20 protein-coding genes and 2 tRNA genes are annotated in these 23898 nt (G+C 45.3%); 16 read left to right on the top strand and 6 right to left on the bottom strand.

All coding sequences use genetic code 11. From position 1 onward, the window contains the following. Positions 1-56 precede the first annotated feature (56 nt). On the top strand, positions 57-1265 hold the full coding sequence (locus tag WKT12_RS05950; protein ID WP_340319125.1) for a BamA/TamA family outer membrane protein: 1209 nt from the start codon (positions 57-59) through the stop codon (positions 1263-1265). A 142-nt stretch (positions 1266-1407) separates the two neighbouring features. Here the strand turns inward: WKT12_RS05950 and WKT12_RS05955 are convergent, their stop codons facing one another. Then, complete coding sequence (locus tag WKT12_RS05955; protein ID WP_340319126.1) at positions 1408-2814, bottom strand: amidophosphoribosyltransferase; 1407 nt, start codon at positions 2812-2814, stop codon at positions 1408-1410. Positions 2815-3231: 417 nt separating this feature from the next. Between WKT12_RS05955 and WKT12_RS05960 the strand changes: the two genes are divergently transcribed. Continuing rightward, positions 3232-3399 carry a hypothetical protein gene (locus WKT12_RS05960; protein WP_021969906.1) on the top strand — a complete coding sequence of 56 codons (168 nt, stop codon included), beginning with the start codon at positions 3232-3234 and terminating at the stop codon, positions 3397-3399. A 730-nt stretch (positions 3400-4129) separates the two neighbouring features. Here the strand turns inward: WKT12_RS05960 and WKT12_RS05965 are convergent. Both WKT12_RS05965 and WKT12_RS05970 read right to left on the bottom strand, forming a co-directional pair. Further along, positions 4130-4203 (bottom strand) — tRNA-Thr (locus WKT12_RS05965). 21 nt (positions 4204-4224) lie between these two features. Continuing rightward, positions 4225-4298, bottom strand: a tRNA-Thr gene (locus WKT12_RS05970). Positions 4299-4608: 310 nt separating this feature from the next. On the opposite strand from WKT12_RS05970, the gene WKT12_RS05975 reads away from it, so the two are divergent. The 9 genes from WKT12_RS05975 to WKT12_RS06015 all read left to right on the top strand — a co-directional run bounded on the left by WKT12_RS05975 (position 4609) and on the right by WKT12_RS06015 (position 12697). Next, positions 4609-5145: a DUF4199 domain-containing protein gene (locus WKT12_RS05975; protein ID WP_021971551.1), complete on the top strand. Its 537-nt coding sequence runs from the start codon at positions 4609-4611 to the stop codon at positions 5143-5145. A gap of 3 nt (positions 5146-5148) precedes the next feature. Beyond that, positions 5149-6099 carry a glycosyltransferase family 2 protein gene (locus WKT12_RS05980; protein ID WP_021971550.1) on the top strand — a complete coding sequence of 317 codons (951 nt, stop codon included), beginning with the start codon at positions 5149-5151 and terminating at the stop codon, positions 6097-6099. Positions 6100-6101: 2 nt separating this feature from the next. Further along, a complete protein-coding gene (locus WKT12_RS05985; protein WP_340319127.1) occupies positions 6102-6665 on the top strand; it encodes a DUF6452 family protein in 564 nt (187 codons plus the stop codon). Next, positions 6613-7323 carry a DUF6048 family protein gene (locus WKT12_RS05990; RefSeq protein ID WP_021971548.1) on the top strand — a complete coding sequence of 237 codons (711 nt, stop codon included), beginning with the start codon at positions 6613-6615 and terminating at the stop codon, positions 7321-7323. The genes WKT12_RS05985 and WKT12_RS05990 overlap by 53 nt, the downstream gene beginning before the upstream one ends. A 6-nt stretch (positions 7324-7329) precedes the next feature. Beyond that, a complete protein-coding gene (locus WKT12_RS05995; RefSeq protein ID WP_021971547.1) occupies positions 7330-7905 on the top strand; it encodes a manganese efflux pump MntP in 576 nt (191 codons plus the stop codon). A gap of 15 nt (positions 7906-7920) precedes the next feature. After that, the gene (locus tag WKT12_RS06000; RefSeq protein ID WP_021971546.1) at positions 7921-8931 is read left to right on the top strand and encodes an FAD:protein FMN transferase; all 1011 of its coding nucleotides are present in this window, start codon (positions 7921-7923) and stop codon (positions 8929-8931) included. A 14-nt stretch (positions 8932-8945) separates the two neighbouring features. Then, entirely contained in the window at positions 8946-10937 is a 1992-nt protein-coding gene (locus tag WKT12_RS06005) for an OPT family oligopeptide transporter (protein ID WP_340319128.1), read from the top strand. Positions 10938-11202: 265 nt separating this feature from the next. Continuing rightward, entirely contained in the window at positions 11203-12045 is an 843-nt protein-coding gene (locus WKT12_RS06010) for an alpha/beta hydrolase (protein WP_340319129.1), read from the top strand. A gap of 109 nt (positions 12046-12154) precedes the next feature. Beyond that, positions 12155-12697 (top strand): 30S ribosomal protein S16, encoded by a 543-nt coding sequence (locus WKT12_RS06015; RefSeq protein ID WP_340319130.1) that lies wholly within the window; start codon positions 12155-12157, stop codon positions 12695-12697. Between the two features lie 62 nt (positions 12698-12759). Here the strand turns inward: WKT12_RS06015 and WKT12_RS06020 are convergent, their stop codons facing one another. Next, positions 12760-13929 carry a MalY/PatB family protein gene (locus WKT12_RS06020; protein WP_021971668.1) on the bottom strand — a complete coding sequence of 390 codons (1170 nt, stop codon included), beginning with the start codon at positions 13927-13929 and terminating at the stop codon, positions 12760-12762. Positions 13930-14256: 327 nt separating this feature from the next. Between WKT12_RS06020 and WKT12_RS06025 the strand changes: the two genes are divergently transcribed. From WKT12_RS06025 to WKT12_RS06040, 4 genes are all read left to right on the top strand, one after another. After that, a complete protein-coding gene (locus WKT12_RS06025) occupies positions 14257-15099 on the top strand; it encodes a prephenate dehydratase (RefSeq protein ID WP_021971669.1) in 843 nt (280 codons plus the stop codon). Further along, positions 15074-16258, top strand: coding sequence for a pyridoxal phosphate-dependent aminotransferase (locus WKT12_RS06030; protein ID WP_021971670.1), 1185 nt, complete (start codon positions 15074-15076; stop codon positions 16256-16258). Before WKT12_RS06025 ends, WKT12_RS06030 begins: the two co-directional genes overlap by 26 nt. A 27-nt stretch (positions 16259-16285) precedes the next feature. Next, positions 16286-17353: a bifunctional 3-deoxy-7-phosphoheptulonate synthase/chorismate mutase type II gene (locus WKT12_RS06035; RefSeq protein ID WP_021971671.1), complete on the top strand. Its 1068-nt coding sequence runs from the start codon at positions 16286-16288 to the stop codon at positions 17351-17353. Positions 17354-17442: 89 nt separating this feature from the next. After that, positions 17443-18216 carry a prephenate dehydrogenase gene (locus WKT12_RS06040; protein WP_021971672.1) on the top strand — a complete coding sequence of 258 codons (774 nt, stop codon included), beginning with the start codon at positions 17443-17445 and terminating at the stop codon, positions 18214-18216. Positions 18217-18515: 299 nt separating this feature from the next. Here the strand turns inward: WKT12_RS06040 and WKT12_RS06045 are convergent, their stop codons facing one another. Beyond that, a complete protein-coding gene (locus WKT12_RS06045; protein WP_340319131.1) occupies positions 18516-19124 on the bottom strand; it encodes a porin family protein in 609 nt (202 codons plus the stop codon). 238 nt (positions 19125-19362) lie between these two features. Further along, complete coding sequence (locus WKT12_RS06050) at positions 19363-20862, bottom strand: glycoside hydrolase family 10 protein (RefSeq protein WP_021971351.1); 1500 nt, start codon at positions 20860-20862, stop codon at positions 19363-19365. 237 nt (positions 20863-21099) lie between these two features. On the opposite strand from WKT12_RS06050, the gene uvrA reads away from it, so the two are divergent. Then, the gene (gene uvrA / locus WKT12_RS06055) at positions 21100-23871 is read left to right on the top strand and encodes an excinuclease ABC subunit UvrA (RefSeq protein ID WP_340319132.1); all 2772 of its coding nucleotides are present in this window, start codon (positions 21100-21102) and stop codon (positions 23869-23871) included. Positions 23872-23898: the final 27 nt, after the last annotated feature.

The following is a 23898-nucleotide window of genomic DNA, read 5'->3' on the forward strand; positions in this document are numbered from 1 at the left end:
AATACGGGACAGATAATGCTTTTTTTCGTACTTTTGTGCCTCGAAAGAATATAATTATGAAGAGATTATTTTTAGTATGCCTAACATGCTTGTTTGCAATAGCTTGCCTGGCTCAGGAATCAAGCAGCACACCTGCGAGTGACACCCTTTCCACACATTCATTGAATAAAAAAGAACTCCATCAAAAAAAATTAGCAAAACGTAATCTGCACTATAATATTTTGGGAGGACCGAGCTTCAGCCCCGACTTTGGTCTGCTGGTGGGAGGAAGTGCCCTGATGACGTTCCGTATGGACCCGAAGGACACGACCATGCGTCGTTCCGTACTGCCTGTGGCTATGGCGTTTATGTTCAAGGGCGGACTGAACATCATGGTAAAACCTCAACTTTTCTTCAAGAACGACAAGTTCCGTATTTTCGGACAGTTCAGCTACAAAAATACACAGGAGAATTTCTACGGCGTAGGCTATACTACCAACAAAGACTACGTACGAAGCGATACTACCAGCCAGTACCGCTACAGCGGCATACAGATTAATCCCTGGTTCTTGTTCCGCCTTGGCGAAAGCAACTTCTTTGCCGGTCCGCAAATAGACTTGAATTACGACAAGATAACCAATCCTGCCAAATATCTGCCCGAACAGGAGGACTACAAGAGAGCAGGAGGTACTGCAAGCGGATATAGCAATTTCAGCTCGGGACTGGGATTTCTGTTGACATACGACACTCGTGATGTTCCGGCCAATCCTTATAAAGGTATTTATCTGGACTTCAGAGGTATCATGTATCAGAAATGGTTGGGAGGAGATGACAACTTCTATCGCTTCGAGTTCGATTACCGACAATACAAACTGGTAGGCAAACGAAAAGTGCTGGCATGGACAATACAGACTAAGAATGTGTTTGGAAACAATATTCCGCTCAACAAATATGTTCTTAGCGGAACGCCTTTCGACTTGCGCGGATATTATATGGGACAATATCGCGACAAAAGCGGGCACCTCGCTCTCGTAGAATACCGCCAGATGTTTAATACGAACCAGAGCAACTGGATAAAAAAGGTAATCAGCCATCTGGGATTCGTTGCCTGGGGAGGAGCCGGATTCATGGGACCTACTCCGGGAAAGATAGAAGGTGTTCTGCCTAATGCCGGAGTAGGACTACGCATAGAGGTTCAGCCGCGTATGAACGTCCGGCTCGATTTCGGACGAAACTTCATCAACCGCCAGAATCTGTTCTACTTCAACATGACAGAAGCGTTCTAAAAACGCTTCCAACGCAAGAAGGAAACAATTATTTATCGTCTATACAAAAAAGAGTTCCCCGAAAGCATTCAGCCTTCGGGGAACTTTTATATAAGGGAATCTCTCTTTATCTCTTTCCAGTGATACTCACACTTTCCTTTTTTCAAAACTTGCTGGAACCGTCGAAACAGTGTGTGCAGACCTTGCATTTCGGCAGCCCGATAGCTTCTATCAGGGTTTCCAGTGTATTGAATTTCAAGGAAGTAAGTCCGAAGCGGGCACGGATACGCTCTACCAGTTCCTTGTATTCGGGCGAGTCGGTGGTAGCATACTTGTCGAGCTTGGCATTCTCATCGCCTTCTATTTCCTTGATGATACGGCGGGTAATCAGTTCCATGTCGCTCTTGGAAGAAGTGAACCCGATAAACGGACAACCGTAAATCAGCGGCGGACAGGCAATACGCATGTGCACTTCCTTTGCTCCGTAATCGTACAATACATTTACATTGTCGCGAAGCTGGGTACCACGTACGATAGAATCATCGCAGAACAGGATACGTTTTCCTTGCAACATGGCACGGTTCGGTATCAGTTTCATCTTTGCTACCAGCGAACGCATCTCCTGATTGCTGGGAGTAAAGCTGCGCGGCCAGGTAGGAGTATACTTGGCAATGGCACGGTGGTAAGGAATACCTTTTCCTTCGGCATATCCGAGAGCCATACCCACACCCGAGTCGGGAATACCGCAGGCACAGTCCACTTCCGATTCATCCGTCTTACCCATCTTGTAACCGCTCATGAAACGTACCTCTTCTACATTGCGGCCTTCGTAGCATGATACAGGGAAACCATAATATACCCACAGGAACGAACAGATCTGCATTTCTTCATTCGGTTTGCGGAGCTGTTCCAGTCCGTCGGCACGCATACGGAGAATTTCACCCGGACCCACATAACGCTCTATTTCATAATCGAGGTTAGGAAAGCTGCTCGACTCGCTGGTAGCTGCATAGGCTCCGTTTTTCTTTCCGATCACGATAGGCGTACGTCCCCATTTGTCGCGGGCAACGATGATGCCGTCTTCCGTCAGGATCAGCATGGAACAGGAACCCTTTATCCGCCTGTAAACATTTTCGATACCGTCTACAAAATCCTTTCCCTGCACAATCAGCAATGCGATAAGTTCGGTCTGGTTGGTTTTGCCCAGACTCATTTCAGCAAAGTGCATGTTGGCATCCAGCAAATCCTTTTCAAGTTCGGCTATGTTATTGATTTTTGCCACTGTCACAATCGCAAACTTTCCGAGATGAGAATTAATCATGATTGGCTGCGGATCGGTATCACTGATAACGCCTATACCCGACTTACCTCTGAATTTTGGAAGTTCTGCTTCGAATTTCGTACGAAAATAAGAGCTTTCCAGACTATGAATAGAACGAACAAAACCTTCTCCTTCCGAATAAGTCGCCATACCGGCGCGTTTTGTTCCTAAATGTGAATTATAATCCGTACCGTAAAATAAATCGGTTACGCATTCAGCCATTGAGACTGTACCGAAAAAACCACCCATTCCTTTTTAATTTTTAATAATTAATTGTTCGATTTTCGAATGCAAAAATACGCAAAAGACAAGAAGTACAGAAGAATGAGATACAGAAACTTGATTGAAATCAAGAAAAAAATATACTTATCTGCCAAAGAAAAAAACGGATTGTTTCCATAATTGCCGGAACGCCCTGCCCTATTCTTTTCAGGCAAAAGGATTTTTCTGCCAGAAAGATTTGCCGAATATGAGCAGCCGGTCAACTAAAAAAACGGAATATCGGTCTGGCTTTCTGTCGGAAAATCTGCCGCAAACAGCAAAAAACATCTGGCTTATAAGATATTTTAACAAAAAGGAATAGGGATTTTCCCCATATCATGCGTTTTCAGGTAAACGATGGCTTACAACCGTAAAACAATTACCCACTAACAACCATAACATAGTATGAAAAAGATTATCTTACCCTTAGACTTTCTTTTGCTGGGAGGCATACAGACTCCTACGTGTGGAAACGAAGAAAATATGGCCGAACAGGCAGTTTCCTCTACCCTCTTGTCAAATCCTGCAAGTCCCGAAAGACCAGCCAGTGAGTTGCCGCAATATACAGATTAACAAACGATACCTGTCAGAATGACATTTTGTATATTTTCTCCTCCGAGAATCGTTTGTTTGCGGACAATAATCCGGGCAACTGTTTTCCGAGAAGTATTATAAGGCATATCCTGCTGTAAATCAGATTAATGGCTAAAAATTTAACAAATCAGGAAAGACAAAATAGCCTGTCTGCACCCTTACAAAAGCCCATTTTCAAGGTTTTTGATGACTTTTGCGGAAAAGACAGCCAACTTATCAGGAGATTTTTTTAATTTCTCTCGATGTTTTTAAATTTTTCGCTGACGTTTTTCCCGAAACTTGCCGGGAAAACATGCATAAAAAAACCGATTTACATGTTTTTATGCACTAAGACTGAATAAATTTTCAGTTTTCCGGCTTCTTTTTTGCCAGAACAGGAAAAAACAAAAAAGCGAGAGTCAGCAGTTTACCGCTTTATCCAGCAAATTGATACTGATAAAGAAGTTTATGCTCCTTTTTGAATTGCAGTAAACCAACGGACAAAAACAGGCAATAAAGTTCATCCGAACGAACTTTTAACAGAAAAAAAACATGCCCTTTCAACAAAAAGGCCCCAAAATTGTTTTTATATACAAAACAGGGAGAATTAAAGAGAGAAACAATTAGACTAACTAAACTTTATGTACAAGGAAATGCTGCCGCTACAACACCGGCGGCATTTTTTATGCCCATATACGAAAAAAGTTGGAAACAATGTTCCAACTTTTCGAGCCTCTTGTCGGATTCGAACCAACGACCCCGAGATTACAAATCACGTGCTCTGGCCAACTGAGCTAAAGAGGCAATAACTATGTTTTATTTTCGAGCCTCTTGTCGGATTCGAACCAACGACCCCGAGATTACAAATCACGTGCTCTGGCCAACTGAGCTAAAGAGGCAGGTGGGCAAGCTTACCATATCGCGCCGCTACAACCAACTACCTTTGCTGCGATCAAGCCCTGGAGGATTCGAAGGGAGCTGGCCGTATGGGACTTACCCATGTTATGTCTGCATCAGAGATTCATTTGCGATGTTTCTCATTTGCGGGTGCAAAGGTAGGTATATTTTTTGAATGTGCAATACTTTGTCTCAAAAAATTTCACAAAAATCGAAAGAAATACGTTTTTTCCAAGTTTTATAGCCCGGAATATCTCCAAAAAACGTACTTTTGTAGTCTTATAAATATAAAGATATAAAGGAAAAACAGAAATGCCAACAGACAGACCGATTACACTTCAGGAACATGCCATGCGATTTGGTACTTTTATGGGAATATACTGGATTATTAAATTCATTTTTCTCCCCTTAGGGTTCAGTATTCCTTTCCTCCAGCTCTTGTTCGTGCTGCTTACTCTTTTTGTCCCGGTGTTAGGCTACATTTATGTACGCAAGTTCAGAAACACGTATTGCAACGGCGAACTGTCATTCTTCCGCGCGTTTCTTTTCACCTTGTACATGTACCTGTTTGCTACTCTTCTGGTAGCCGTGGCACACTATGTTTATTTCCGTTTTCTGGATCACGGCTTTCTGGCCAGTGCCTATCTGCAGCAGTTGGAGAACGTCAAATCGGCTGCACAAGGCGAAATGGTAACCTCCATCGATCAACTGATTCAGGCATTCGACACCATTTCATCGCTAACCCCACTGCAACTTACATTTCAATTGATTTTTCAAAATATATTTTACGGTATCCTGCTCGCCATACCTACCGGCCTGGTGGCAATGAAACAAAAAAAACAATTCTGACCTATGGATATATCAGTAATCGTACCTTTATATAATGAGGAAGAGTCTTTACCCGAACTGCATGCTTGGATAAAGAGAGTGATGGACGCAAACCATTTCAGCTACGAAATTATTTTCGTAAACGATGGCAGTACCGACGGTTCATGGAAAGTTATCGAATCGCTGAGCAAGGAGAACAAAGAAGTAAAAGGCGTAAAGTTCCGCCGGAACTACGGTAAGTCGCCGGCTTTGTTCTGTGGATTCGAACGGGCGGAAGGCGATGTGGTCATCACTATGGATGCCGACCTGCAGGATAGTCCGGATGAAATTCCGGGACTTTACTATATGATTACCGTCGACGGATACGACCTGGTTTCCGGATGGAAGCAGAAACGCTATGACCCGCTGTCGAAAACAATCCCGACCAAGCTGTTCAATGCTACGGCACGTGCCGTTTCGGGCATCCATAACCTGCACGACTTCAACTGCGGACTGAAGGCGTATCGGAAAGACGTGGTCAAGAATATCGAAGTTTACGGCGAAATGCACCGCTACATTCCTTACTTGGCAAAAAATGCCGGCTTTACCAAAATCGGCGAAAAGATCGTTCATCATCAGGCACGAAAATACGGAAAGACCAAATTCGGGCTGAACCGCTTCGTCAACGGCTACCTGGATTTGCTTACCCTGTGGTTTTTATCCACCTTCGGCGTCAAGCCGATGCACATTTTCGGCTTTCTGGGTTCCATCATGTTCATCTTGGGATTCATCGCTGTAGCCATCATCGGCATCAACAAGCTGTACGACCTGTACTCGGGCAATCCGTACAGACTGATTACAGACAGTCCGTATTTCTATCTTGCCCTGACAACCATGATTATCGGTACCCAGTTGTTCCTTGCCGGATTTATCGGAGAACTGATAGCCCGCAATGCTCCCGAGCGTAACAAATATCAAATAGAAAAAGAACTGTAACCATGAGAAAACTACCGGTCATATTAGGCTTGCTTTTGTTCTTATGCGTATTCTTCCCCGCCTGCGAGGTGGAGAATTGTCCGCCTAACTCCATGTCGTATGCACATTTCGCACTGGTAGACCAGAACGGACGGTCGTTCAGCACATCAGACACCATAACCGTTGTAGGCCAGACGCTCGTCGGCATCGTTGTATACGATACACTTACAGACGGAAGCCTGCAGCCACGTACCGTCGACTCTCTGGTTTCGGACACCTTCATAAACAGAGAAGCTGGCGCCAGCAGTTTCAAGCTGCCGCTCAGTTACAATAACAGTACCCGTTTCGTACTTAGCTACCGTAGTCTGGAGAACAGATTTTCCGGAACAGATACCATCAACATCAGTCACCGGAATATCCCCTACTTCATCAACCTTGACTGCGGGTCGATGATGTTTTACGAGGTTACCGGTGTAACAAGTACGCACCACCGCCTCGACTCACTGACTATAACCAACCCGAATATAGACAATAATGAAAAAGAAAATTTCAAAATATATTTCACTGTTATTGCTTCTGACGAGTAGTCTGCTGCTTCCAACTCCTGCACATGCACAGAAAAAGGACAAGGAAACACTGAAGGCAGAATACAAGGCTTCCCCGCTCTATCAGGGAACGTCCATCGGTATAGAAATAGCCGGCGCGGGCGGGTATCTGCTGGGAAGTGACATGCTGAGCAGCGAAATCATCCTTCAGACGAACCTGAAGAACCGCTTTCTGCCCGTTATCGAAGTGGGATATGGAAAAACGGATGTCATCAACGATGCCAACGATATGCACTATAAGACTTCGGCTCCTTATTTCCGCATCGGTATGGACTATAATGTGTTTTACCAGAAGCCTTACCTGCCGGGATACCTGTATGTGGGCTTGCGATACGGTATGAGCAGTTTCAGCTACGATGCCAGTGGTCCCGACATGACCGACCCGAATTACGGGGGACACATCACCATACCTTATGCCGACTTGGGCGAAAAGAGTAAGGCACAATGGCTGGAAGGCGTAGTAGGTATCAAAGTAAGAATATACAAGCGCTTCCACATGGGATGGGCTGTACGCTACAAGAAGCGCGTGAGCGTAGACAGCCACGAAAACTCCACACCGTGGTATGTGCCCGGATTCGGGAAAAATGGGGGAAGCAGTTTCAACCTGACGTATAATTTAATTTATAACTTACCTTTTTAAGCATAAATGACTACACTCGAAATATGGTTGCTTGCCGTCAGTCTGGCGATAGACTGTTTTACAGTTTCCGTTACAAGCGGTATCATACTGCGCCGCATACACTGGCAGACATTCCTGAAAATGGCTTTCTTCTTTGGATTCTTTCAAGCTCTGATGCCGCTCATCGGCTGGTTCGGAGCAAGCCGTTTCAACCACCTTATCGAATCGTACGACCACTGGATTGCGTTTGGCTTGCTGGCATTCCTCGGAATCCGCATGATACGCGAACATTTCAAGGACAGCGAAGAATGTAGTTTCGACCCTACCAGCCTGAAGGTGATTCTTACCATGGCGGTAGCTACCAGCATCGATGCACTGGCTGTAGGAATATCTTTTGCTTTCACCGGATTCAATGCCGTCGGTCAACTGTTCAGTCCGCTGCTTATCATTGGTTTCGCATCGTTTGTTCTTTCTATAGCCGGCAACCTGATCGGCATCTTCTTCGGGAAACGTTTCAATCTTCGTATGGAACTTTTCGGTGGTCTGGTATTGATTGGCATCGGCGTGAAAATCCTTATCGAACATCTTTTTCTTAACTCATAATAAAGACTTGCACCTATGACAAATAAAAACGTAAAATGGCAACTCCCGTTCCTGGCATTTCTGATTATCGGAACGGTTCTGATTCTCCGGAAACAAGCTCCTTACCAGACAGATGAAGGACTGGTATTCGGAACAATGTACAAGATAACCTACCAGTCGAAGGAGAACTTGAAAAAAGACATTGAAGCCGAATTGCAGAAAGTAGACAACTCGCTTTCTCCGTTCAACAAGCAGTCGGTCATCACACACATCAACAACAACGAAGACATGCAGGTAGACAGTATGTTTGCCTATGTTTTCCGCCTTGCGAAAACCGTTTCCAACGATACACATGGAGCATTCGACATCACTGTGGCCCCGCTGGTGAACGCATGGGGATTCGGATTCAAGAACGCAACGGGCATACAGCCGAATACAATAGACAGCATCCGCCAGTTTGTAGGTTTCCATAAAGTAGACCTGACAGACGGCAAAATTGTCAAAAAAGACCCTCGTGTCATGCTGGATTGCAGCGCTATTGCCAAAGGATTCGGAGTGGACTGTGTGGCACGCCTGCTCGACAGAAAAGGAGTCAAGAATTATATGATCAACATCGGAGGCGAACTGGTCATGAAAGGTGAGAACCAGAACATGGAAAGCTGGCGCATCGGTATCAACAAGCCGATAGACGACTCGCTCGCCGTAAACCAAGAGTTGCAGACGGTTCTCGAAATTACGAATGCCGGACTTGCCACTTCGGGCAATTACCGTAACTTCTACTACAAGGATGGCAAGAAATATGCACATACCATCGACCCGCGTACAGGCTATCCGGTACAGCATAACATTCTCTCGTCGACAGTCGTAGCAAAGGACTGCGCCACAGCCGATGCCTACGCCACTTCGTTCATGGTACTGGGACTGGACTCTGCCAAGGCTATCTGCAACGCACATCCGGAACTCGATGCGTATTTCATCTATGCACGCGAAGACGGCAAGATGGGTATTTACTTTACCGACGGCATGAAGAAATATTTAAGAAACTAAATACCTGAAAAAACATGAAAGAAACAAACGAAAAACCAACGGGACTGCCCGAAAATGCATTCCGTCCACTGAAACCGGGAGAACAGTATCACCCACTGATGTCGCCCGACAAAAATTATCCGGAGGTAAACCTCTGGTCGGTGTTATGGGGTATTGCCATGGCGATACTTTTTTCTGCCGCCTCAGCCTATCTGGGACTGAAAGTCGGTCAGGTGTTCGAAGCTGCCATCCCTATCGCCATCATTGCCGTAGGTGTTTCGAGTGCAGCCAAACGTAAAAGTGCATTAGGCGAGAATGTCATCATACAGTCTATCGGAGCGTGCTCGGGTGTGATCGTAGCCGGAGCCATCTTTACCCTGCCTGCCTTGTATATCTTGCAGGACAAATATCCCGAAATGACAGTCGATTTCTTCCAGATGTTTGTCAGCTCGCTGCTGGGAGGTATCTTGGGTATCCTGTTCCTTATTCCGTTCCGCAAATATTTTGTCAGCGAGAAGCACGGAGAATATCCGTTCCCTGAAGCTACTGCCAGCACGCAGGTACTCGTTTCGGGCGAAAAGGGAGGAAGTCAGGCTAAGCCGTTGCTCTTTGCCGGACTGATAGGTGGTCTGTACGACTTTATCGTGGCTACGTTCGGATGGTGGAACGAGAACTTTACAACCCGCGTCTGCGGATGGGGAGAAATGATTGCCGAAAAAGCAAAGCTCGTCGTTAAAATCAATACCGGAGCTGCCGTACTGGGACTGGGTTACATCGTGGGCCTGAAATATGCTGCCATTATCTGCGTCGGTTCACTTGCCGTATGGCTGATTATCGTTCCGGGCATCTCACTCATCTGGGGCGACCAGGTACTGAATGCATGGAATCCGGCTATCACTGAAACCGTAAGCAGCATGTCGCCCGAAGCAATCTTCTCTCAGTATGCCAAAAGTATCGGTATCGGAGGTATTGCTATGGCGGGTATTATCGGTATCGTACGTTCATGGAGCATCATCAAAAGTGCCGTAAGCTTGGCAGCCAAGGAAATGGGCGGTAAGAAAGCGGAAGCCAATGTAGTGCGTACGCAGAAAGACCTTTCCATGAAAATCATCGCAATCGGTTCTATCATTACCATCATACTGGTGGCCTTGTTCTTCTACTTCGATGTAATGCAAGGCAACCTGCTGCATACCATCGTTGCTATTATTCTGGTAGCGGGTATCTCTTTCCTGTTTACTACCGTAGCAGCCAATGCCATTGCCATCGTAGGAACTAACCCGGTATCGGGTATGACGCTGATGACACTGATTCTGGCTTCAGTCGTGATGGTTGCTGTCGGCCTGAAAGGTGCTACCGGTATGGTAGCTTCACTGGTCATGGGAGGTGTGGTTTGTACCGCGCTGTCTATGGCAGGAGGTTTCATTACCGACTTGAAAATCGGTTACTGGCTGGGAAGTACGCCTGCCAAGCAACAGACTTGGAAATTCTTAGGAACACTGGTTTCGGCTGCTACCGTAGGAGGTGTCATCATGATTCTGAACAAGACTTACGGATTCTCATCGGGTGCTCTGGCTGCTCCTCAGGCTAATGCGATGGCTGCCGTTATCGACCCGCTGATGAACGGTGTGGCTGCTCCGTGGCTGCTGTATGGTATAGGAGCTGTACTGGCACTGGTACTGACTTATTTCAAGGTGCCGGCACTGGCTTTCGCACTGGGTATGTTTATCCCGCTGGAACTGAACCTGCCGCTTATTGTAGGTGGAGCTGTCAACTGGTACGTTACTACCCGCAGCAAAGATGAAGCCGTCAACACAGAACGTGGAGAAAAAGGAACGCTGCTTGCTTCCGGTTTCATTGCCGGCGGTGCCCTGATGGGAGTGGTCAGCGCGGCTATGCGCTTCGGAGGTATCAACCTCGTAAACGAGGCATGGCTCGAAAATCCGCTGAGTCAGGTGGTTTCGCTGGTAGCTTATGTACTGCTGATTGTATATCTGGTAAAAGCCAGCATGAACATCAAGAAATCTTAAGCCAAAGAGCACAGATTTATACATATTAATAATATTCACCCACAGATATCCTTTACATAACGGAAGTCTGTGGGTGTTTTGTTATCTTAAAAGAATTATGCTATCTTTGAACCTGCCAATCCAGAAGTCCTATAGGTATAGACCTGATTAACTTCAGATGTCTAACGGACAGGAAGAAGCCTACAGGCCTCATCCTGCAACAATAAAAGGAATTGAAGACGAATGGCGAAAAGGATATTCAACAACAAAATAAATCAATACACGTATGAAAAAACTATTTCTTTTGAGCATGGTCTTTCTGTCGGCCATACTCTCCGCTCAGAACCCGGTAGAAATTAAATTGTGGCCCAACGGAGCTCCCAACACAAACAACATGACCCAGCAGGTAGAAAACGGACCGCTCTACGTAGCAGAGCCTACCCTTACCGTTTATCCGGCAAAAAACAGCAACGGAATGGCTATCGTCGCCTGCCCGGGAGGCGGATATACTCACCTTGCCATGCAGCACGAAGGACACGATATGGCAAACTGGTTCAACAGCCAGGGTATCACGTATGCCGTTCTGACTTACCGCATGCCCAACGGAAACTATGAAGTTCCTCTGAGCGATGCACAACAGGCCCTGCGCATCATGCGCCAGCATGCCGATGAATGGAATATCCGACAATTAGGTATCATGGGCTCCTCGGCAGGAGGACATCTTGCCAGCACGGTGGCCACTCACTTTACCGATGCGGCAACACGTCCCGACTTCCAGATTTTGTTCTACCCTGTCATCACCATGGACCCGACGTATACGCACATGGGCTCACACGACAACCTGCTGGGAAAAAATCCCTCTAAAGAACTCGAACAGAAATACTCCAACGAGCTGCAGGTTACTCCGCAAACCCCTCCGGCTTTTATCATGCACAGCAGTGACGACGGTGCAGTGCCGGTAGCCAACAGCGTGAACTATTACATGGCACTGGTAAAAAACAAAGTTTCTGCCAGCCTGCACACCTATCCTATCGGTGGCCACGGATGGGGATTCCGCGACTCGTTTACCTACAAACGCCAGTGGACAGGCGAACTGGAAAAATGGCTTCGAGAAATAAATAACAAATAATAACTACTTAACCTTTTGTAATACAAATAAAAATCGTACCTTTGCAGCCGCTAATACGGGATATTAGCATAATTCAAATCATTAACATTAAAAAATTAACGTTTAAAAAATGGCAACTAAAATCAGATTGCAGAGAAACGGACGCAAGAGCTATGCGTTCTATTCAATTGTTATTGCAGATGCAAGAGCACCACGTGATGGTAGATTTACTGAAAAAATTGGTACTTACAACCCTAACACCAATCCTGCCACAGTAGATTTGAATTTTGATCGTGCATTATACTGGGTAATGGTAGGTGCTCAGCCTACTGACACAGTACGCAACATCTTGTCACGCGAAGGTGTTTACATGAAGAAACACTTGCTGGGTGGCGTTGCTAAAGGTGCATTCGATGAAGCTACTGCTGAAGCTCGCTTCAACGCTTGGAAAGAAAACAAGCAGAATGGTCTGGCTGCTTTGAAGGCTAAAGAAGATGAAGCTAAGAAAGCTGAAGCAAAAGCACGTCTGGAAGCAGAAAAGAAAGTAAACGAAGAAATCGCTAAGAAAGTAGCTGAAAAGAAAGCTGCTGAAGCTGCTGCAAAAGCTGAAGCAGAAGCTGCTGTTAATGCAGAAGAAGCACCGGCTGCTGAAGAAGCTCCAGCTGAAGCTTAATTCGTTACTTCAAACGACATTGCAGAAAAAGGCTATCCTTTATGGGGTAGCCTTTTTTTATCTTATAAACGGTTGTAAGCCTCTTCCAGTTGCTTCATTGCCTGTTCAAGAACAGAACGAGTACAGCCCACATTCATTCGCATAAAGCCGATACCTTCCTTGCCGAAAGTTTCACCGTTGTTCAGAGCCAGATGGGCCTTCGATACGAAGAAGTCTTCAAGCTCTTGCTGCGACATACCCAAATCACGGCAGTCCAGCCATACCAGATAAGAAGCCATCGGACGCATAGCCTTGATTTTCGGCATATGTGCTTTCAGATAATCATCCAGATAGTCAATATTTCCTTGTATATAAGCCAGACATTGTTCCAGCCATTCCGTTCCGTTGGAATAAGCAGCCTCTACTGCAGGGAAGGCAAAGACATGCCCACCGCCGAATTCACAACTTTCCATATAAGTAGCAAACCGTTTGTGCAGTCCTTCATTATAAATAATAGCATGCGAAGCTGCCACTCCCGGCATATTGAAAGCCTTGCTGGGAGCCATGAACGTAACGGAATTGTTTTTCGCACGTTCGGAAATCATGGCAAAAGGTACATGGCGGTGAGGAGGCAACGTCAGGTCGGCATGAATCTCATCCGAAAAGACAATGACATTATCCTCCGCACAGATATCGGCTATAGCTTTCAGCTCCTCGTGCGTCCAGACTACTCCACCCGGATTGTGAGGATTGCATAGAATAAATACGCGCACGCCCTTAATCTCCCTGCGGAACAAATCCAGGTCCATCCGGTACTTTCCGTTTTCCAATACCAGCGGACACTCCACCAGACGGCGGTCATTACGGGTTACCAGCCACGAGAATGGAGGATACACCGGAGGCATGATCATAATCTTGTCACCCGGATGAGTGAAAGCATTGATCGCCATTCCCAGTCCCGGTACAATGCCCGGTACGTAAGTAATCTGTTCCTTTTCTACCTTCATGCCATAACGAGCATCCACCCAGTCGATTATCGCCCGATAATAACTGTCAGGCTTGCATGTATAGCCCAGTACAGGATGTTCACAACGTTTTTTCACCGCATCGAGCACAAACGGAGGTGTAGCAAAATCCATATCTGCCACCCACATGGGGATAAGGTCTGTCCGTCCCCAGATATCCTTCATTCCTTCTATTTTTTCCGCATTCGTACCTCGCCGGTCTATCGGTTCGTCAAAATTATAATTCATGGTAATAGTGCATTAAATTGATACATTTGTCATAACACAAATGTAATCGAATATGTCGTGGAAAGAAAATATTTAAAGAAAAAGTTCATAAAAGTATTGTTTTTTCAAGAAAAGTATTACATTTGCAACCGTAATGATAACAAAATAACAGAACAAGAATGAAAACTTTTGCGACATACTTCTTCTTTTACTTTTTTTACTTTTACTTTAGCAATGAAGTGAAGCGGGAGTTCGCATATGTATAATAAACCAATGAATAAATAAAAATGATATAACGAAATCCCGCTTTCAACAGAAGCGGGATTTTTTATTTTAAAACAAAAGCAAATGAAAAGAATAGCTATACAAGGTGTACCGGGGTCATATCACGACATTGCAGCCCATAAATACTTCAAGAATGAGGAAATCGAACTGATCTGTTGCAATACATTCGAAGAGGTATTCGAGAACCTGCGCAAGGACAGCAATGTCATCGGGCTCGTTGCCATAGAAAATACGATAGCCGGAAGCCTGCTTCATAACTACGAACTGCTGCGCGAAAGCGGGGCAACCATTATCGGAGAACACAAGCTGCGCATCAGCCACAGCATCATGTGCCTGCCCGACGAAGACTGGAAAGACCTGAAAGAAGTCAATTCTCATCCGGTAGCACTGGCACAGTGCCGCGAATTTCTCCAGCATCATCCGGAACTGAAAGTGGTAGAAACGGATGATACTGCCGGAAGTGCCAAGGACATTCACGACAAACAACTGAAAGGACATGCGGCTATCTGTTCCAAGTATGCAGCCGAGATGTACGACATGAAGATTCTTCAGGAAGGCATCGAAACCAACAAGCATAACTTTACCCGTTTTCTGGTAATATGCGACCCGTGGATCGCCGACGAGCTGAAAGACCGCTCCAAGGTAAACAAGGCGAATATCGTCTTCTCCCTTCCGCACAGCGAAGGAAGTCTGTCGAAAGTTCTTTCCATCTTTTCATTTTACAACATCAACCTGACCAAGATTCAATCATTGCCTATCATCGGACGCGAATGGGAATATATGTTTTACGTAGATGTAATGTTCAATGATTACCTGAGATATAAACAATCCATCGATGCGGTAACCCCGCTCACCAAAGCACTTAAAATATTAGGAGAATATGCAGAAGGAGAATCAACATTATAACATACAGCCTGCCGACAGACTGGCAAGCGTAAGCGAATATTACTTCAGCCGGAAACTGAAGGAAGTGGCAAAAATGAACGCCGAAGGAAAAGACGTCATCAGTCTGGGTATCGGAAGCCCCGACATGCCGCCTTCGGAAGAAACCATCAAGGTGTTGTGCGAAAATGCCAAAAAGCCGGACGCACATGGTTATCAGCCTACGGTAGGTATTCCTGAACTGCGCAAGGCTATGGCCGACTGGTACAAACGCTGGTATAACGTCGACCTCGATCCGGCTACGGAAATTCAGCCGCTCATCGGTTCGAAGGAAGGTATCCTGCACGTCACACTGGCACTGGTCAACCCGGGCGATCAGGTACTGGTACCGAATCCGGGCTATCCTACGTATACATCGCTGAACAAGATTCTGGGAAGTGAGATTGTCAACTACAACCTGCGTGAGGACAATCACTGGCAACCCGATTTCGACGAACTGGAAAAGATGGATCTGAGCCGTGTGAAAATCATGTGGACCAATTATCCCAACATGCCGACAGGTGCGAATGCTACCATGGAACTGTACGAAAAACTGGTCGACTTTGCACGCCGCCATAACATTGTCATCGTAAACGATAATCCGTACAGCTTCATTCTGAACCGCAAACCCATCAGTATCCTCAACGTACCGGGAGCCAAAGAATGCTGTATCGAGTTCAACTCCATGAGCAAGAGCCACAACATGCCGGGCTGGCGTGTAGGTATGCTTGCCACCAATGCTACATTCGTACAGTGGATTCTGAAGATAAAGAGTAACATCGACTCGGGAACTTTCCGTCCTATGCAGCTGGCTGCCGCTCAGGCTTACCGCAACAGCGCAGAGTGGCACGAAGAAGCCAATATCAACGTATACAGCCGCCGCCGGAAACTGGCAGAAGAAATCATGACGACGCTGGGATGTACGTTCGATCCCGATCAGGTAGGTATGTTCCTGTGGGGAAGAATTCCCGACTCGTATGCTGATGTGGAAGACCTTACCGAAAAGGTACTGCACGAAGCACGGGTATTCATCACACCGGGATTCATCTTCGGCAGCAACGGAAAACGGTACATCCGCATCTCGCTCTGTGCCAAGGAAGAGAAGCTGGCAGAAGCCCTGAAACGTATCAAAGCGATATTCTAAAGATAATAAACTAAAAAAAGATAGTATATGGAACTGAATTTACAACCCATCGAACTGGAAGGTGTTTCAAAGGAACGCCCTCTTATCATAGCAGGTCCTTGCAGTGCTGAAACAGAAGAGCAGGTTATGACCACAGCTACCCAACTGGCCAACAAGGGTATTAAAATCTTCCGTGCCGGAATATGGAAACCACGTACCAAACCGGGAGGTTTCGAAGGTATCGGCGTAGACGGACTGGCATGGCTGAAACGTGTGAAACAGGAAACGGGTATGTATGTAGCTACCGAAGTGGCTACTGCCAAGCATGTATACGAATGTCTGAAAGCAGGTATCGATATTCTGTGGATAGGTGCCCGTACCACAGCCAACCCGTTTGCGGTTCAGGAAATAGCCGACGCACTGAAAGGTGTGGATGTTCCGGTATACGTAAAGAACCCGGTCAACCCCGACCTGGAATTGTGGATCGGTGCGCTGGAACGTATCAACAATGCAGGACTGAAACGTCTGGGAGCTATCCACCGCGGATTCTCTTCGTACGACAAGAAGATTTACCGTAACCTGCCGCAGTGGCATATTCCTATCGAACTGCGCCGCCGTATTCCCAACCTGCCTATCTTGTGCGACCCGAGCCATATCGGCGGTAAGCGTGAACTGATTGCACCGCTTTGCCAGCAGGCTATGGACTTGGGACTGGACGGACTGATTGTCGAATCTCACTGCAACCCGGACTGTGCATGGAGTGATGCCGCACAGCAGGTCACTCCCGATGTACTCGATTACATCCTCAACCTGCTGGTTATCCGTAAGGAACACCAGTCGACTGAAAGCCTGCACGAGCTTCGCCAGCAGATAGACAGTTGCGACAACGAACTCATGGAAATCCTTGCCAAACGTATGCGTATCTGCCGTGAGATCGGTACTTTCAAGAAAGAACATAACATGACGGTTCTCCAGACCGGACGTTACAACGAAATTCTCGACAAGCGTGGTGCACAAGGCTCACTCTGCGGAATGGATGCCGACTTCATCAAACAGGTATTCGAGGCTATCCACGAAGAAAGTGTACGCCAGCAACTGGAAATCATCAACAAGTAATTACTACAAGAAAAGAATCAGAAACCACGTACTCCCCTACCACGGCAGCAGCGAGTTTCTGATTCTTCTTTATCACAATTCAACGAACTATGAGAATATTAATTCTGGGAGCAGGAAAAATGGGCTCGTTCTTTACCGATGTATTGAGCTTCGACCACGAAGTTGCGGTATACGATGTCGACCCCAAGCGTCTGCGCTTCATGTACAACTGCCTTCGGTTCACCGATACCAGCGAAATAGAAACATTCAAACCCGAACTGGTCATCAATGCGGCAACCGTCAAATATACACTGAATGCCTTCAATCAGGTTCTTCCCCTTATTCCCAAAGACTGTATCATCAGCGATATAGCTTCTGTCAAGACCGGACTGAAAGAGTTTTACGAAAACTGTGGCTTCCGTTACGTATCTACTCACCCCATGTTTGGTCCTACATTTGCCAACCTCGACAAACTGAGCACGGAGAATGCTATCATTATCAAGGAAGGCGACCATCTGGGCAAGATTTTCTTCAAGGACCTGTATCAACGACTGGGACTGAATATTTTCGAATATACGTTCGAGGAGCACGATGAAACAGTGGCTTACTCTCTGTCTATCCCCTTTGTTTCCACATTTGCCTTTGCAGCGGTCATGAAACATCAGGATGCTCCGGGTACTACCTTCAAGCGCCACATGGCTATCGCCAAGGGAGTGATGAGTGAAGACGATTTTCTGTTGCAGGAAATTCTGTTCAACCCGCGTACTCCGGCACATGTAGAAGGTATCCGTACCGAGCTGAACGAGCTGCTGGACATCATCAACAAGAAGGATGCGACCAGAATGCGTGCCTATCTGGCAAAGATTCGTGAGCACATCAAATAAGAAAATGACAATGTATTCTGCTGGTATGTATATACACCGATAGAGAAGTTTTTATAAAAGTTCTCGATGTTTTTCTATAATTTGTACAAAGATTTTTATTTTTTGTACAAAAAATAAAAATCTTTCAGCAGTAATCAGATTTAAATTCAGCATATGTCAAATCATTATTTATAGCATTTTCAACGAACAAATGCTATAAATATTACACAATTGTACAAAAAAGCCGTTTCAGTCTTCAAGATAAATACGACTGAAACGGCTTTATTCTTTATTTTAAGTAAGACCAATATCCGGTTTTATCAGAAACGATAACCTACAGTAATCAAGAAAGCCAGATTCTTATTGCTTTCATGAGCCCAGCTTTCCTTTATCATATTGGTAAATCCATACTGGCCTGTCAGATTCAATAAATATCTATATCCCAACTCAAAGCCTACTCCGTACTGCAAGCCTACTGCACAACGGTTCATCACAGCCTCATCGGCTCCATCCACTTTCTTAAACAACTTAGCTCCTACTTCAGCTCCCCCTTGTTCAACCGTTATTTTTCCCCCCAAGCCAAAGCCTACATACGGACCGGCATTGATAACGAAAGTATTTCCTTCACTGATAGGAAGTTTCACAGCTGCAAGCAAAGGTATATCCAGATAAACGGGATTAAACTTCGCAGTAGCTCCGTCTTCCGATTCCTTACAGCCCTTGCTCGTAAAATTCAATCCGGTCTGGAAAGCCCACATATCTGTAATAGCATAATCCATTCCTACTCCTACTGAATAGCCAATCTTCATGTCTGCATCACTATTGGTGATGTTTGCCATAGACATACCGGCATGCACGTCAAATCTTGCCTGAGAAAAGCCTGCCAGTGTACATAATCCCAATACAACGGTTAATAACAACTTCTTCATAGCGCTTATTGTTTTTTAAGGTTCTTGTCCCCCAAAGAATCTTGGGATTTGTTTTTCGAAGTGTAGGGACTGCCTTCTTTACCAAAGCACACTCCTGTTTGTTTTGTGTTCTTTAGCAAAGTTAAACAAATCTTACAGAATAACAAACTCAAGCAGAAAGAATTAATAAAAAAATGGCTCTACCTATAACAAAAAAATCCCGTCCAAAAGATGAACGGGATTCAGAAACAAAGATATTTTATAATTTAACTTTTTTCTTGACGGATTTCGATTCGTTATGCAAACGGTCGAGCGCTGTTACCACATAACTGTATTTCGTTTTTCCATCTTCATATGGAAGTTTATAAAAAGTATCATTAGTGACTGCCACTATATGAGAAGGATCATTCAAATTTACCTTCTCCTTATTTGCAAACCGATATACCACATATTGTACAGCCTTATCCATTTCGTCCTTCGCTTTTGGAGCCGTCCAGAAAAGAATATAACCATCGGCTGTCCACACAGGCTTCAGTTTCTTCACCTTGCCGGGAGCTTTATCATCGATAAAGGGAGATGTAGGAAGTAATGCGGGATATTTGTGATAGACATTCACCAGCATGTTACGATAGTTCCCTCTGTTTTCTACAACAGCTGCAGCGTACCACTGACAACTACCTTGTATCGTAGGAAACATACGCTGCAATTTATACTTAGCCGGCATCTGGTTTTGTGCAGGATTCTTTGGGTCGGCTTTCGACACCGTTCGTATCACATCCTGTCCGATGAACAAAGGACGTGCAGCAGAATTACGTGCCCACCAGCGAACCAGCTTTTCATAATCAGCAGCCGGATGTCCGATTTCCCAATAAATTTGAGGAATGTTATAGTCCACCCAACCATTGTTTACCCAAAGCAAGACATCGGCATACAAATCATCATAGTTCTGAAGTCCGTTCGTATCACTACCATTCGGATTAGACCGCTTATTGCGGTATATACCAAAAGGTGAAACTCCAAATTTAACCCAAGGCTTACAACTGCGTACGGTTTCGTGTATCTCCTTTATCAATACGTTTACATTATCTCTTCTCCAGTCGGCCTTGCTGGTAAATCCACGTCCGTAAGCAGCAAAACTGACGTTATCGGGGAACTCCTCTCCTGGAATCGGATAAGGATAGAAATAGTCATCCATGTGAATGGCATCTATGTCATAACGAGAAACTATATCGCGTACTATTTTACAGATATAGGCTCTCGATTCAGGATAGCCCGGATCGAAATACAACTGTCCGCCGTAGCGTACAAAAAGTCTTGGATATTTATTATAAGGGTGCATGGGCGACAAGGCTGTAGTTCCCTTTGTCTGAGCCCGATAAGGATTGATCCACGCATGAAGTTCCATTCCGCGTTTATGACATTCTTCTACCATAAACTGGAGAGGATCCCATCCCGGCTGAGGTGCTTTACCTTGTAATCCTGTGAGAAACCGGCTCCACGGTTCATAAGTCGATGCATAAAGAGCATCACACTCGGCACGAACCTGAAATATTATGGCATTGATGCCAGCACCTTTCAGATTGTCTAACTGTCTGATCAGGGTAGCTTTCATCTGCTCTGTCGGCATACCTTGAAACTGCCCATTCACACATTGTATCCATGCACCGCGAAATTCACGCTTCGGATAAGTTTGCGCCTCAACGCTTCCGGCAATCAGTAAAAGCATTGCCAGGCAAACCAATAAAACTTTTGATTTCATATTTTTTATTCATTATTATCGAGAGGGCAAAGATAACGAAAAAAATAATCACGAACTTTCTTTTTGCTTAATCGTTACAAAAGAATATCGATATAGAAAAGCATGCAGAAAAGACTGCGTTTTGCTGCGATAATACTGTTAAAGAGATATATATCCAGCTAATTTTGCCGGTAAAGAATGAAAACTTCTTTAAAATATATCACTATCTTTGCCTATTGAAACTAAACGATTCTAAGCATGTCTGACAGCAAATACATATCTATAAAAGGCGCAAAGGTGAATAACCTGAAGAATATCGATGTCGATATACCTCGTAATAAGTTAGTTGTTATCACTGGATTATCGGGATCGGGAAAATCCTCACTGGCTTTCGATACCTTGTATGCCGAAGGACAACGCCGCTATGTGGAGAGTCTTTCATCGTATGCACGCCAGTTCTTGGGACGAATGAGCAAACCTGAATGTGACTTTATCAAAGGTATTCCGCCTGCAATTGCTATCGAACAGAAAGTAATCAGCCGGAATCCGCGTTCCACTGTAGGGACATCGACGGAAATATATGAATATCTCCGCCTGCTTTTTGCACGTATCGGCAAGACTTATTCTCCCGTAAGCGGACAACTTGTAAAGAAAGACAGTCCGGAAGATATTGTAAACTGTATGCTTTCATACCCCAAAGGTACACGCTACACGGTACTGACACCTATTATCCCTCGCGAGGGACGCAATGAAGCCGAACAGATAGACATGGACATGAAACAAGGTTTTACCCGTCTGGAAGTAAACGGTGAAATGACACGTATGGAAGAATATCAGTACAACCCTGACGATACTGTATATCTGCTGGTCGACCGCATGAGTTGTGATGACACCAAAGATGCTGTCAGCCGCCTGACCGACTCTGCCGAAACGGCTATGTACGAAGGAGACGGAGCTTGTATGTTACGGTTTTATCTGCCCGACGGCACAACCAAACTGCATTCATTCAGTACCAAATTTGAAGCTGACGGAATGAAGTTCGAAGAGCCCAGCGACCAAATGTTTTCATTCAACTCTCCTATCGGTGCATGTCCTACCTGCGAAGGATTCGGAAAGATTATCGGTATCGATGAACATCTTGTAGTTCCCAACCGTGCCCTGAGTGTATACGACGGTGCCGTCATGTGCTGGCGAGGCGAAAAGATGAGTGAATGGCTCACCGAATTCTTGCGCGAAGCTCCGGCTCATGATTTCCCTATTTTTGAACCTTATTATAATCTGACCCAGGAACAGAAAGATTATCTCTGGCACGGACCACGCGATAAGGTATGTATTGATTCATTCTTCAAAATGCTGGAAGAGAATCAATACAAAATACAATATCGTGTAATGCTGGCACGTTACCGGGGTAAGACTACTTGCCCCGAATGTCACGGAAGCCGCTTGAAGAAAGAAGCTCTCTACGTGAAGGTAGGAGGACGTACCATAGCAGAACTGGTGGAAATGCCAGTCTACCAGTTGAAGGAATTCTTCCGTACGCTTCAATTGGACGAACATGACCAACTGATAGCTCAGCGTCTGCTGAACGAAATAAACAACCGACTTACTTTCCTGCTCGACGTAGGACTGGGATATCTGACTTTAAACCGACTCAGCAACTCGCTTTCGGGTGGTGAAAGTCAGCGTATCAATCTTGCCACATCGTTAGGAAGCAGTCTGGTAGGCTCTCTTTACATATTGGATGAACCAAGCATCGGTCTGCACAGCCGTGATACGGACAAGCTTATCAAGGTACTTCGCCAATTGCAACAGTTGGGCAATACGGTTGTTGTAGTAGAACATGATGAAGAAATCATCCGTGCTGCCGATTATATTATTGACATAGGTCCTAAGGCCGGTCGACTGGGAGGAGAAATCGTCTATCAGGGAGATATGAAAGACCTGAAACCCGGAAGTAACAGTTATACGGTAAAATATCTGCTTGGAGAAGAAACCATCGAGCGTCCGCAGACCCACCGGTCGTGGAATAACTACATAGAAATAAAGGGTGCAAGAGAAAACAACCTGAAAGGTATTGATGTACGTTTTCCTCTCAACGTAATGACAGTTGTAACCGGAGTGAGCGGCTCGGGAAAAAGTACTTTGGTACGTGATATTTTCTACAAGGCCTTAAAACGGGAATACAGCGAAAGTAGTGACCGTCCGGGTGAATTTGTATCCCTGGAAGGTGATATCCAGATGGTAAAAGACATAGAGTTCGTCGATCAGAATCCGATAGGTAAATCGTCGCGCAGCAATCCTGTCACTTACATCAAAGCATACGATGAAATAAGAAAACTGTTTGCAGACCAACCCTTATCTAAACAAATGGGCTATTCGGCAGGATACTTTTCTTTCAATACCGAAGGAGGGCGATGTGAAGAATGTAAGGGAGAAGGAACCGTCACGGTAGAAATGCAGTTCATGGCCGATCTGGTGCTGGAATGTGAGTCGTGTCACGGCAAACGTTTCAAGAGCGATACATTGGAAGTACGCTATGAAGGGCAGAATATCTACGACATACTTGAAATGACAGTCAACCAGGCCATTGAATTTTTCGATGAACACGGACAGAAAAAAATTGTGAAAAAGCTTTTGCCTTTGCAGGAAGTCGGATTAGGATACATCAAACTGGGACAATCTTCCTCTACACTTTCGGGAGGAGAAAACCAGCGCGTAAAACTGGCTTATTTTCTGAGTATAGAAAAATCGCAACCCACTATTTTTGTATTTGACGAACCAACTACCGGCCTCCATTTCCACGATATCAAGAAATTACTGAAAGCTTTCGATTCATTGATTGCACGCGGACATACTGTTGTCATCATCGAACACAACATGGATGTCATAAAATGTGCTGACTATGTAATCGATCTCGGTCCGGAAGGAGGAGATATGGGAGGCAACCTCGTGGTTTGCGGTACTCCGGAAGAAGTAGCTCGTTGCGGAGCGTCATATACAGGACAATATTTAGCCGAAAAGATGCAATAAAAGCCTCATTGCAGACAAAAGGAAGCA

Origin of the sequence: Phocaeicola sp. HCN-6420 (assembly GCF_037890145.1) — a bacterium.
In the GTDB taxonomy this organism is placed as follows: domain Bacteria; phylum Bacteroidota; class Bacteroidia; order Bacteroidales; family Bacteroidaceae; genus Phocaeicola.

Bases quoted from the DNA above. Each gene is read 5' to 3' on its own strand.
- WKT12_RS06010 (WP_340319129.1), top strand. From the start codon at position 11,203: ATGAAAAAACTATTTCTTTTGAGCATGGTCTTTCTGTCGGCCATACTC.
- WKT12_RS05975 (WP_021971551.1), top strand. From the start codon at position 4,609: ATGCCAACAGACAGACCGATTACACTTCAGGAACATGCCATGCGATTT.
- WKT12_RS06040 (WP_021971672.1), top strand. From the start codon at position 17,443: ATGAGAATATTAATTCTGGGAGCAGGAAAAATGGGCTCGTTCTTTACC.
- WKT12_RS06050 (WP_021971351.1), bottom strand. From the start codon at position 20,862: ATGAAATCAAAAGTTTTATTGGTTTGCCTGGCAATGCTTTTACTGATT.
- WKT12_RS06035 (WP_021971671.1), top strand. From the start codon at position 16,286: ATGGAACTGAATTTACAACCCATCGAACTGGAAGGTGTTTCAAAGGAA.
- WKT12_RS06045 (WP_340319131.1), bottom strand. From the start codon at position 19,124: ATGAAGAAGTTGTTATTAACCGTTGTATTGGGATTATGTACACTGGCA.
- WKT12_RS05995 (WP_021971547.1), top strand. From the start codon at position 7,330: ATGACTACACTCGAAATATGGTTGCTTGCCGTCAGTCTGGCGATAGAC.
- WKT12_RS05955 (WP_340319126.1), bottom strand. From the start codon at position 2,814: ATGGGTGGTTTTTTCGGTACAGTCTCAATGGCTGAATGCGTAACCGAT.
- WKT12_RS06025 (WP_021971669.1), top strand. From the start codon at position 14,257: ATGAAAAGAATAGCTATACAAGGTGTACCGGGGTCATATCACGACATT.
- WKT12_RS05960 (WP_021969906.1), top strand. From the start codon at position 3,232: ATGAAAAAGATTATCTTACCCTTAGACTTTCTTTTGCTGGGAGGCATA.
- WKT12_RS06030 (WP_021971670.1), top strand. From the start codon at position 15,074: ATGCAGAAGGAGAATCAACATTATAACATACAGCCTGCCGACAGACTG.
- WKT12_RS06020 (WP_021971668.1), bottom strand. From the start codon at position 13,929: ATGAATTATAATTTTGACGAACCGATAGACCGGCGAGGTACGAATGCG.
- WKT12_RS06015 (WP_340319130.1), top strand. From the start codon at position 12,155: ATGGCAACTAAAATCAGATTGCAGAGAAACGGACGCAAGAGCTATGCG.
- uvrA (WP_340319132.1), top strand. From the start codon at position 21,100: ATGTCTGACAGCAAATACATATCTATAAAAGGCGCAAAGGTGAATAAC.
- WKT12_RS05985 (WP_340319127.1), top strand. From the start codon at position 6,102: ATGAGAAAACTACCGGTCATATTAGGCTTGCTTTTGTTCTTATGCGTA.
- WKT12_RS06005 (WP_340319128.1), top strand. From the start codon at position 8,946: ATGAAAGAAACAAACGAAAAACCAACGGGACTGCCCGAAAATGCATTC.
- WKT12_RS05950 (WP_340319125.1), top strand. From the start codon at position 57: ATGAAGAGATTATTTTTAGTATGCCTAACATGCTTGTTTGCAATAGCT.
- WKT12_RS05980 (WP_021971550.1), top strand. From the start codon at position 5,149: ATGGATATATCAGTAATCGTACCTTTATATAATGAGGAAGAGTCTTTA.
- WKT12_RS05990 (WP_021971548.1), top strand. From the start codon at position 6,613: ATGAAAAAGAAAATTTCAAAATATATTTCACTGTTATTGCTTCTGACG.
- WKT12_RS06000 (WP_021971546.1), top strand. From the start codon at position 7,921: ATGACAAATAAAAACGTAAAATGGCAACTCCCGTTCCTGGCATTTCTG.